Source organism: Polaribacter sp. Hel_I_88, from assembly GCF_000687935.1.
Lineage (GTDB): Bacteria > Bacteroidota > Bacteroidia > Flavobacteriales > Flavobacteriaceae > Polaribacter.
The window spans coordinates 3,448,301-3,460,117 of record NZ_JHZZ01000001.1 but is presented as its reverse complement, the minus strand read 5'-3'; the positions used below and the strand labels follow the sequence as shown (position 1 = coordinate 3,460,117).

The window sequence follows — 11,817 nt, the reverse complement described above, 5'->3', positions numbered from 1 at the left end:
AAGATACATTTAGTGGTGTTTTTTATAGCTGATGATTAAAGAATGGTTTATAAACTACGAGTTTTGTTGTTCAGAATTCTTAAAAGCATTTAGCATTCTTTTGGCTGTAAATCCATGTAAAATAACAGATATTAAAATAACCAAAGCAACAATGGAATATAATTGGTTAGCGTCTTCAAAATTACCGTGTTTAATGGCATATGATAAATAAAATACAGAACCAATTCCACGAATGCCAAAAAAAGAAATGGCTAGCTTTTTCTTTGGAGTTAAATTGGCTTTGTAAAAACTGATATATCCTAAAAGTGGTCTTAAAATCAACACCAAACCAAAGCAAAAAAGTAAACTTGCTGTAGTAATAAAGTCTAAAATACCAGCCATTACTGAGCCTCCAAAGAAAATCATCCAAAAAATAATAAGAAATTTTTCGATGTTATCTATAAAACCTAAACTAGGTTCGCTTTCAGTAGGTATTTTTTTTCTGTGCTGATGATAATGGGCAAATAAACCCGCAAAAAAGACACTTAAAAATCCATAGGAATTTAATATTTCTGCCAACCCATAAGAAATTAAGGTTAAGGAAATTGCTACGAAAGCTTGATGAATTTTTCGTTCATTATCGTTTGATAATTTTTTAGTAAAATAACTATATAAAAAACCGATAACAATCCCTACTAAAACACCTACAATTACTTTATAAAGTAAGTAGAAAGTAATCCATTCTTGCCATTGGTCAGTGCCTAAAGATCCGTTTTTAGACCAAAGAATAGCTAAAAAAATAAACGGAAAAGCCAAACCATCATTTAAGCCAGCTTCTGCTGTAAGGTTATATTGGACTCCTAAATTTTTAGAAGAAACCGACTGTTTTTTATTCAATTGAATTTCTGAAGCCAAAGCAGGATCTGTTGGGGCTAAAACAGCAGCTAATAACAAAGACATGGCTCCATCAAAATGGAATATATAATAGGAACATAAAAAGACGACAACCATAAATAAAGGCATTGTAATGCCTAATAGTCGTAAAGGATTTCGCCATTCTTTCCAAGAGTAATTCAACCCAATTTTTAATCCTGCAACCATTAAGCTAATAATAACCACAAGTTCAGAAAAGTGGATGGTTAAATTTTCATTCCAAACAGGATCTGGCCAAGGTAAAGGTGCATTTAAGTGATATAAAACTGCTCCTAAAAAAAGTAATGGAATGGTAAAACTTATTTTAAATCGTTTTAAAATAATTGGAGAAAAACTTGCAAAAAGCGATGTTAAACCAACAATTAATAAAATAACAAAATAAGCGTCCATATTGTATGCTAAAAATAATTTATAATAATGGTTTTAATACTTCCCAAACATTGTTAGCTAAAATAGTATGTCCTTTTTTAGTAGGATGAATGCCATCTGATTGATTCAATTCGCTGATACCACCAACATCTTCTAATAAAAAGGGAATTAAAGCCACCTCGTTTTTTGTTGCCAAAGTCGGAAAAATACTCTGGAATTCAGTAGCATATTCTTGGCCCATATTGGGTGGAATTTGCATACCAGCCAATACAATTTTTGTTGTTGGATATTTTTCTTTAATAGTATTTATAATAAATTGTAAATTACTTTTGGTTTCTTTTAAAGCTACACCTCGTAAACCATCATTGGCACCTAATTCAAGGATAAAAATGTCTGGTTTATCATTCAAAACCCACTCAATTCTATTTTTTCCACCTGCAGTAGTTTCTCCAGAAATACCAGAGTTTACCACTTTGTATGGCAAATTTAAACTATCAATTTTACTTTGAATAATGCCAGGAAAGGCATCTTCAACATCATCCAAACCATAACCAGCAGTTAAACTATCACCAAAAAAAACGATTTTTTTTGTTGATGTTTTTGTATCAATAGCTTTAATATTAGTTGTTTCTTTTTGGGTTTCTTCGGATGAATTTGTTATGTTTTTAGGTGCTTCTGTTTTGCAAGAAAACAAGAATATCAACATAGAAAAATAACATAATTTTAAGAAAATATTTTTAATTCTACGATGGTTATATAAAGGCAATTGATTAATTTTCAATTTCATCTTATTTTGTTTAGATTCCTGTTTTTATTGGAATTATAATTTTATTTACAAACCTTTTAGAAAAACTAAAAAGGCTCATTTTTATTTAAAAAACTTTTAATGTCAAATATATTAAAGATTAATGATTTAGAGAAAACTTATACAAGTGGTTCTAAAAAATTAACAGTAATTAGCAATATTTCTTTTGAGGTAGAAAAAGGAAGTATTTTTTCAATTGTTGGTCCTTCAGGAAGTGGTAAAACAACTCTTTTAGGCTTGTGTGCAGGTTTAGATTATCCAACAGCTGGCTCTATTGAATTATGTGGCACTTCTTTAGAAAACTTAAATGAAGATGAAAGAGCAGCTTTACGAAATAAAGAAGTTGGTTTTATTTTTCAAAACTTTCAATTGTTACCAACGTTAACAGCCTTAGAAAATGTAATTGTGCCTTTGGAATTACAAGGTGATAAAAATGCTGCAAAATTTGGCACAGAATTATTGACTAAAGTAGGCTTGGCAGATCGATTGCATCACTATCCAACACAATTATCAGGAGGAGAACAACAAAGAGTTGCTTTGGCTAGAGCGTTTTCTAACAAACCTGCTATTTTATTTGCTGATGAACCTACAGGAAATTTAGACGAAGAAACTGGCGAAAAAGTAATTCAATTGTTGTTTGAATTAAACAAAGAAGCTGGTACAACTTTGGTAATTATTACACACGATTTAGAATTGGCAAACAGAACACAGCAAATTTTACGCTTAAAAGGAGGAAAGATAATTTCGAACGAAAAAACAGCCAACATTTAATGAGCAAGCAAAACACAAACCTAAATTTTAACTGGCTCTTAAAAATGGCTTGGAGAGATGGGAAAGCAAGCCTTTCTAGATTGATGCTTTTTATGGCGTCTATTATTTTAGGAATAGCAGCTGTAGTTTCCATTCAACTCTTTAGCGATAATTTAAAAGACAATATCAAAAAACAATCAAAATCCTTAATGGGTGCTGATTTTATTATTGATAGTCGACAAAAACCATCAGAAAAAGTACAAAAAATTATAGATTCTTTAGGTGCAAATGCTTCTGAAGTCAATTTTGTATCCATGGCTGCTTTTCCTAAAAATGAGGGCACAAAATTGGTAAAAGTTAGAGCTTTGGAAGGTACTTTTCCTTTTTATGGCGATTTAACAACAGTTCCAGCAAATGCAGGGAAAAACTATCAAGAATTAGGTGGTGCTTTGGTAGATGCCACTTTGTTATTGCAGTATAACTTAAATCCTGGCGATTCTATAAAATTAGGAAAAGTAACATTCCCAATTATTGGTGCCTTAAAATCCATTCCTGGAAGTACTGCAATTTCATCTTCTGTAGCACCACAAGTTTTAATTCCATTTCGGTTTTTAGAACAAACAGAATTGTTGCAATTAGGAAGTAGAAAAGAATATCAATACTTTTTTAAAAATATCACAATCGATTTAGAGGCATTAGATGCAAAAATAGATCCAATTTTAGATGCTGAAAATGCAGATTTAGACACGCATACAAGCACAAGCGAACGTTTAGGAAGAAGATATGATAATGTTGGGCGATTTTTGAATTTGGTTGCATTTATTGCTTTATTATTAGGTTGTATTGGTATTGCAAGTTCTGTGCATATCTACATCAAAGAAAAATTGAGAAACGTTGCAGTTTTAAAATGTTTAGGCGCTTCAAGAAAACAATCCTTTTTAATTTATTTAATTCAAATAATAGGAATTGGGTTGATTGGTGGTATTATTGGTGCTGTAATTGGAACCAGTTTACAGTATCTTTTCCCTTATATTTTACAAGAGTTTTTGCCTTTTAGTGTGGATGTTTCTATTTCTTTTCAACCTATTGTATTAGGAATTGTATTGGGGATTTTAATGTCGGTTTTATTTGCATTATTACCACTTTTAGGTACTTGGTATGTTTCACCTTTAGAAGTGTTGAGGGGACAGGAAGAAAATCAGCAAAAACCTAAAAAAGCAAGAATACTAGTGTTTTTAGCCATTTCAATTTTTATTTTTTTATTCTCTTTTTGGATGTTAAAAAGTGCTGTTAATGGTCTTGTTTTTACCATTGGTATATTTATAACTTTTGCAATTATGGCTGGTATTGCCAGTCTATCTATTAAATTAATTAAGAAGTTTTTTCCAACTTCTTGGGGCTTTACAAGCAGACAAAGTTTATTAAATTTATTCAGACCCAACAACCAAACTATGGTGTTGGTTTTGGCAATTGGTTTAGGAACTTTTTTAATTAGTACGTTGTATTTTACCAAAGATATTTTACTCGCAAAAACATCACTTGAAAATAAAAAGACCGACGCAAATATTATTTTAATGGATGTGCAAAGCAGTCAAGAAAAACAGCTTGTACAAAACTTTGAAAGTAAAGGGTTAGAAGTGATTGATAACATTCCTATTATTACCATGAGAATGGAAAGTATTCGCGGAAAGACTGCCAATGAAATCCGAAATGATTCAACTGTAAATATGCGCAGGTGGATGCTAAATCGTGAGTTTCGAGTTACGTACAGAAATAAATTATCTGAAACAGAAGAATTGTTAGAGGGCGAATTTATTGGCAAAGCAGTAGCAGGTCAACCAATAAAAGTGTCAATAGCAGACAATTTAGCTGAAGACGCCAATTTAAAAATAGGCGATAATGTTGTTTTTAACATTCAAGGTGTTTTGATGGAAACTACAGTTGGCAGTATCAGAAAAGTAGATTGGACAAGCATGCAAGTCAATTTTTTGATTTTATTTCCAGAAGGGGTTTTAGAAAAAGCACCACAGTTTAATGTAATTTCAACCTATGCACCTACTGAAGAAAGTTCTGCTGCATTGCAAAGAGATTTGGTCAAAAACTTTCCAAACGTAACTATTTTAGATTTACGTCAAGTTTTTACCATTGTTGAAGATATTTTGGATAAAATCTCTTGGATTATCAATTTTATGGCATTTTTTAGCATTTTAACTGGTTTTATTGTGTTGATTGGATCTGTGAGAAACAGCAAATACCAACGCATAAAAGAAAGTGTATTGTTAAGAACTTTAGGCGCAAAAAGCAAACAAATTTTACAAATTACGGCTTTAGAATATGTGTATTTAGGAGTTTTGGGTAGTTTAACAGGAATTTTATTGTCTTTAGTGGGCAGTCAATTGTTAGCAGTATTTATCTTTCAAGAACCTTTTATTCCTTCAGGAATTCCGTTTTTAGTGTTTTTGCCAGCTATTACAATTTTAGTAGTGGTGATTGGTTTAAGCAACTTAAAATCAGTTTTACAAAGTCCGCCATTAGAGGTGTTGAGGAAAGAAGTTTAGACACATTATTGTATATAAATTAATAACATTAGCTGTTTGTTTTTGGCGATATTGCTATAGTAAATTCAATTTTTAGGCCATTATTTTCTTTAGAGGTAACAGTAAGTTGCCCTTGATTTTTATGGACTATTTTTTTTACGATTGCCAAACCAATACCTGTGCTTTTTAAATCTTTTTCATCTGTATCTAACTGACTAAAAATATCAAATATTTTGGAATGATATTCTTCTGGAATCCCAGGACCATTATCTTGTACAGAAAACACATAGTTTGTTTTTTCCTTTGCTGCTGCAATAATTATGATTGCTTTTTCTTTATTATTATATTTGATTGCATTGGTAATTAAATTTTGAAAAACATGTTCTAACTCAATTTCACTGGCAAAAATTTCAATATTATTTTTAGGCAAATGAATGATGTTTTTATGCTGAGGATCTACAGAGTTGGTTATTTTTTTTAATAAATCATTTAGTAAAAAATTACTTTTTACTTTTTTGGTGATTGTAACTTTAGAGTAGGCTAAAAGTCCGTTTATAGAAGCTTCCATTTTAGAAACAACGTCTTTCATCATTACAATATGACTTTTTGTGCTAGCGTTTAAATTATCTTTTAAATCTTCCTCAATAAAAGAAGCTAAAGAGTACACCGAAATTAAGGGCGTTTTTAAATCATGAGAAACAATATGGTTAAAATCGTCTAATTCAGTAATTTTAGCTTTTAGTTGATTTAAATTTTCTTCTAACTTTAAATTTGCCTTTGAAATTTCATCAGATTTTTGTGATATTTCTCTTTTTTGCTCTAAAACAAAAGCATTTGCTAAAGCTAACTGACGAAAAGAATTAGAAAAACGATGTAACATCAGCATTGAAATAAGCAAAAAGACAATAATATAGGCAAACTTTATATAGATTAATGCTAATTCATTTTCTTTCATAAAAAATAAGATATGACCAGAGAATGTAATTGCACATGCTATAATTGTAAATATAAGCAACCTTGAAATAGCGCTTTTGGCTAAAATGGCTTGAATGCTTATAAAAATTACATAAACTATGTTTAGCAACATACATATAAAAAAAGGCACAATTAGTTGCGTAAAATAAGGGGAAGGCAATACTAGCACTAGAAATACTAAAATAGAAATTATTGTTATCATCGTTTTTTTGTACCAAGAATGTGTAAATTCTTTTAAAATTATGGCAAAAAATAAACTGGCAAATAGTCCTGCTAAATAACTTGAAATATATTCTAGTTTTACAAGGAAAACCCAGCTAAGTTTACTAAAAACTATGGCAAGTGGTGCGTATCTTTCATTTAAAGTATGGTAAGCCATGCAAATGCATAGAATCGAAAAGTACAATACTGCTTGGTCTTTGCTCCAATACAACAAATAGAAAACTAAAAATAAAATACCAATAAAAGAAAAACTACCTATACTAATCATGTCTGTCATGATTTGTAACGATTTTTTTTGAAAAAGTTGGTCTGTAGTTCCTAAAAGTATGGGGGTTGTTATTCCGCCTTTTTTATGATAAAAGTTGGCAACTTGTATTACCACTTCAAAATTGGTTTCTTGGCTGTCTAAGGGAATTATTTTTGTAAAACTTCTATGCAAAGTTTTTGATTTGGAAGTGCCAACTTGTCCAGTTTCTAAGATAAAAACTCCATTTATCCATATTTTAGAAGAAGCCGTAATTAATGGAATGTATAAAGAAGTGCTAGGTCTCCCTTTTGGAATGGAGAACAGTAAACGATATGTTGCATAGCCAAAAGAAGGCAAAGGTTTGTTATTAGTATCTTTATAGTTTGTCCAAGAAGTAAGGGACACACTATCAAAAACTTTAGGATGATTAAAATTTCCTGGATTTATAAAGTCCTTCCAATAAAATTCCCAATGTTGGTCTAGTTTAATTGTTTTGTTATGTTGAAATTGCTCAGTAGTAATTTCTATGGAAGGTTGCTGAGCTGTTTCGAACTCTAAACTAAAAGTAGCTTGAATTGAAAACAGAAAGATGACTAAAAAAATAGCGTTTTTATAAAGTTTCATTAATTGAGGGGACAAATATAGAAATCTAAAATAGTTATAATATACCTAACTATCAAAAAAATAAAGGCATTATAAAAAATTGGTGGTTCATATTTCAAAAAAAAACAAAATAAGTTATTTAAATAATGAATATTTATAGCATTAAAGATGGGAATATCTTAATATACTTTCTTTTTTATTTGACTTAAATAGTATCATACCACTTTTGAATTTGAAGTCTTTTTATCTTGAAAGGTTTTACAGAAAGAAGCATCACCATTTCGTTTATTTTTTTATTTTTAGCCATCAAAACAAATTCATGAAACCCATCTATTTTATTTGTCTATTTCTTGTTGTAGCTTCTTGTAAAAAGACTGAGCAATCACTAACAAAAATTACTGCAAAAAATATTGTTGTTGACAGTACACTTGTGGCCTCTCCAACAATTGAAAACGTAATTTCGCCTTATAAAGAAAAATTAGTTGGCGAAATGGAACGAGTTTTAACCTACTCAGCCATTGATTTAACAAAACAAAGCACACAATTACAAAGTACTTTAGGCAATTTAGTAGCAGATTTGTCGGTTGAAATGGCAAATCCACTTTTTACAAAAACCACTACAAATACTATCGATTTTGCCATGTTTAATAGTGGTGGTTTGCGAGCATCTATTGCACAGGGAAATGTAACCAAAGAAAGCGCTTTTAAATTAATGCCTTTTGATAATGAACTTGTGGTGGTTACGTTAACTGGTGATAAAATTGACGAATTAATCCAGTATTTTATTCGCAATCAAAGTGCACATCCTTTATCTAAAAATATAGCATTATTGATTACAGAAAATGGGTACGATTTAAAAATTGGTGGCAAAAAGTTTGATAGCAACAAAATATACAACGTCTTAACCTCCGATTATTTACAAACAGGTGGCGATGGTATGGATTTCTTTAAAAATCCAAAGCAATTAACAAACCTAAACTATAAAGTAAGAGATGCAGTAATCGATTATTTTGAAAAAATGGATACGTTGCAAGTTGCTATTGATAATCGTGTAAAAATTGAATAAGATGAGAAGAAGAAATTTTTTAAAACAACTTGGAGGCGCATCTGCATTAGCGATGGTTGGTGGTTTAACTTTACCATCATTTGCAGCGAAACAAAAACGTCATATCACTATTTTACACACAAATGATACGCACAGTCAAATAGAGCCTTTTAAACCCAACCATCATCGAAATGCAAATAAAGGTGGAGTAGCAAGAAGGGCGACTTTAATTGAACAAATTCGCAAAGAAAACAGCAATACCTTGTTATTAGATGCTGGTGATATTTTTCAAGGAACGCCTTATTTTAATTATTTTGGTGGCGAACTGGAGTTTAAATTGATGAGCATGCTTAAGTATGATGTTGCTACAATTGGGAATCATGATTTTGACAACGCTATTGAAGGTTTATACAAACAATTGCCTCATGCAAAATTTGATTTTGTTTCTGCCAATTACGATTTTACAAATACAGTGTTGGATACGCATGTAAAACCTTATAAAATTATGGTAAAAGACGGAATTAAAATAGGGATTTTTGGTTTGGGAATTGAGTTAGAAGGTTTGGTGAGTAAAAAAATGTATAAAGAAACTGCATATTTAGATCCTATTGAAATTACGCAAGACATTACAAACCAACTGAAAAATGAAGAACATTGCGATTTAATTATTTGTTTATCGCATTTAGGTTATCATTATAGAAAAAACACGGCTCAAATATCCGATTTAAACCTAGCAAAAAGTACTAAAAATATCGACTTAATTATTGGAGGTCATACCCATACTTTTTTGCCAAAACCTACCTTAGTGAAGAATTTAGACGATAAAAATGTACTAGTGAATCAAGTAGGAGCTTATGGCATTAATCTAGGTAGAATTGATTTTTATTTTGATGAAAAAGATCATAAAACCAGCACAGGAACTACAATTTTAGTGTAGTTTTTAAAAACACGTAAAGTTTAAGCTATAAGGATGAGTACGTAGATACCTAGAAGAATAAAAAAGTCTTCACAAAATTTATTACCTTTATCTTTTACCAAAAATAAGTAATAAAAAAGGCGATAAAGACTTAATAATTCTGTTCTTTTGCACCTCATAATTTTAAAGGAAAATGGATAATTTAATTACGTTTGCAATTACAGTGTTTACGGGCTTTTTTGCAATTACGAACCCAATTTCAAACATGACAGTTTTTGTTTCCTTAACACAAGGATTAGACAAAACAATAAAGAGAGACATCAATAAAAGAGCAAATATCATCGCTTTTATAATTGTAACTGTTTTTGTCTTGTTAGGAAAATATATTTTTGAGCTTTTTAACATTAGTATTCCTGCTTTTAAAATTACAGGTGGAATCTTAATATTCTTTATTGGTTTTGAAATGCTACAATCAAAACAATCGAACGTAAAAAGTTTAGATAGCGTAGATACTGAAGAAGATATTGCAGTATCACCAATGGCTATTCCTATTTTGGCAGGTCCAGGAACTATTGTTACAGCTATGAATTTTGTTGCCAACGTAGAAACAATTCAGACTGTTTTAGTAATTGCTATTTTTGGATTGATGAGTATTTTAACCTACTTAACCTTTAGAGCAAGCGATTTTATTGTAAAAATTGTTGGGAATAACGTGATTTCTGTAATCGGAAAAATAATGGGGTTAATTATTGCCATTATCGGAACTGGAATGGTCATTACAGGAATTAAAATTTCTTTTGATTTGATTACTGCTTAAAAATATGGTTACTCCATTTAACTTTTAAGATAAGGTAAAATGTATGTTTCAAAAATCAATTCAGGTTGTTGTGTTTTCCCATTTCTATAGTTTCCAGATGTAATTACAGTAACTATTTTTAAACTAGGAATTACAAAAATATATTGTCCTCCAGCTCCTCTAGCTTCAACAGATGCAATATTTTTTCCGTTTACTTTATATGTATTGTGCCACCATAAATATCCATATCCATTTTTATCGGGAACATTTTCTAAGTTTCGATACTTTTTAAATGAATCTTGAACCCACTTTTTAGAGAATACACGTTTTGATTTCCATTTTCCTTGATGAAGATAAAGTTCTCCAAACTTTAGCATAGCTCTTGGTGTTAAATACATTCCTCCTCCAAAATATGGGTTGCCTTTTATATCTGTTTGAATTATATAATTTGATATTTCAAGTTTTTGAAAAAGGTATTTGTCCATAAACAATTCTAAGGATTCTGAAACAATGGAATCTATTGCAACTCCAAGTAAATACGGGTTTGCTGAACCATACATAGCTTTTGTGTTTGGTTTATGTATCATTGGCGCTTTTAACACAGTTGCTGTCCAATCACGAGTTGGTTGATAGTTATTCTCTGATGCTAATGATTTTCTCTCTTTGGTATAATCGTCTGCATCTAATCCTGAACTCATCGTTAAAAGACTCTGAATGTCAATTGTTGATTTTAAACTGTCTTTATATTGTTGATATTCAGTAGGTAAAAAATTAAATATGGATTGCTTAGTATTTGTAAATAACGATTTATCTTTTGCAATGCCAACAATAGCAGACGAAATACTTTTTGATGCGGATTTCATATCATGTGGAATATTAGGATGATAACCATCAAAATAATTCTCGTAAATTATTTTTCCTTTCCTTGAAATTACAACAGCATGTGTGCTGGGTAAGGAATCTTTGATGATGAATTTTTCCATTATGGAAAGTTCAATAACGGACTTCTTGTAGTCACTTGTAAAACCACCAATTTGCCACTCTTGTGTAGATTTTTTTAAGGCTATTTGTGTAATTTCATGCTTGTCTAAATAGATGCCTAATTGAATTTTATGGGTCATTAATGTACCTTTAAACTGTAACCCAGTTTTAAAATCAGTAAACGAAATCAAGTCTTTTTCTTTTTGAAAATTGCTACACCAAGTTCCAGTAAATCGATTATCGCCAAAAATAGGATACGCTTCAAAATCACTCCCAGCTCCATTTTCAACACTTAAATAAAGTTGAAGTGATTTTAATTCATCAACCATTAATAAATTCCAAGTTCCTGTAAAAATATTGTTATTTGATTGCGTTAGTTTTATATGATAAAGCAGCATGCCAGATTTTATAAATCCATTAATCTCTTTGCCATTTGTAGATAATTGACCTTTAAAAGAGTAGTTTTTAGCAAAAGGGATTGCTAATGTTGAAGTGTTTTTAGCATCAAAAGAATAATCAATGATATGTTGCTTGTTAGAAATTTTGAATTTGGCATTTTTAAATCCTAAATTCTCTATAACAACCTTTAAGCTAAAGGTTTTTGTATTATCTATTTTTCCTTCCCAACCACTTGTATATTCCTCCATATTTTGGGAGAA

The 11,817-nt window shown here is 30.4% G+C and carries 9 protein-coding genes; 5 read left to right on the top strand and 4 right to left on the bottom strand.

All coding sequences use genetic code 11. The features are described from left to right. Positions 1-54 precede the first annotated feature (54 nt). A complete protein-coding gene (locus P161_RS0115430) occupies positions 55-1,302 on the bottom strand; it encodes a sodium:proton antiporter (RefSeq protein WP_026777798.1) in 1,248 nt (415 codons plus the stop codon). 19 nt (positions 1,303-1,321) lie between these two features. Beyond that, on the bottom strand, positions 1,322-2,068 hold the full coding sequence (locus tag P161_RS0115425; protein WP_051605777.1) for an arylesterase: 747 nt from the start codon (positions 2,066-2,068) through the stop codon (positions 1,322-1,324). 99 nt (positions 2,069-2,167) lie between these two features. Between P161_RS0115425 and P161_RS0115420 the strand changes: the two genes are divergently transcribed. Together P161_RS0115420 and P161_RS0115415 are read left to right on the top strand one after the other, a co-directional pair. Beyond that, the gene (locus tag P161_RS0115420) at positions 2,168-2,857 is read left to right on the top strand and encodes an ABC transporter ATP-binding protein (RefSeq protein ID WP_026777796.1); all 690 of its coding nucleotides are present in this window, start codon (positions 2,168-2,170) and stop codon (positions 2,855-2,857) included. A gap of 44 nt (positions 2,858-2,901) precedes the next feature. Continuing rightward, positions 2,902-5,394, top strand: a complete 2,493-nt coding sequence (locus P161_RS0115415; RefSeq protein ID WP_026777795.1) for an ABC transporter permease — start codon at positions 2,902-2,904, stop codon at positions 5,392-5,394. A gap of 28 nt (positions 5,395-5,422) precedes the next feature. Here the strand turns inward: P161_RS0115415 and P161_RS0115410 are convergent, their stop codons facing one another. Continuing rightward, positions 5,423-7,441, bottom strand: a complete 2,019-nt coding sequence (locus P161_RS0115410) for a sensor histidine kinase (RefSeq protein ID WP_026777794.1) — start codon at positions 7,439-7,441, stop codon at positions 5,423-5,425. A gap of 298 nt (positions 7,442-7,739) precedes the next feature. Between P161_RS0115410 and P161_RS0115400 the strand changes: the two genes are divergently transcribed. The 3 genes from P161_RS0115400 to P161_RS0115390 all read left to right on the top strand — a co-directional run bounded on the left by P161_RS0115400 (position 7,740) and on the right by P161_RS0115390 (position 10,198). After that, positions 7,740-8,486: a 5'-nucleotidase C-terminal domain-containing protein gene (locus P161_RS0115400; RefSeq protein WP_026777793.1), complete on the top strand. Its 747-nt coding sequence runs from the start codon at positions 7,740-7,742 to the stop codon at positions 8,484-8,486. 1 nt (position 8,487) lies between these two features. Continuing rightward, positions 8,488-9,402, top strand: a complete 915-nt coding sequence (locus P161_RS0115395; RefSeq protein ID WP_026777792.1) for a bifunctional UDP-sugar hydrolase/5'-nucleotidase — start codon at positions 8,488-8,490, stop codon at positions 9,400-9,402. Between the two features lie 172 nt (positions 9,403-9,574). Beyond that, positions 9,575-10,198, top strand: a complete 624-nt coding sequence (locus P161_RS0115390; RefSeq protein ID WP_026777791.1) for a MarC family protein — start codon at positions 9,575-9,577, stop codon at positions 10,196-10,198. A 17-nt stretch (positions 10,199-10,215) separates the two neighbouring features. Here the strand turns inward: P161_RS0115390 and P161_RS0115385 are convergent, their stop codons facing one another. Further along, on the bottom strand, positions 10,216-11,805 hold the full coding sequence (locus P161_RS0115385; RefSeq protein ID WP_026777790.1) for a serine hydrolase: 1,590 nt from the start codon (positions 11,803-11,805) through the stop codon (positions 10,216-10,218). Positions 11,806-11,817 lie beyond the last annotated feature (12 nt).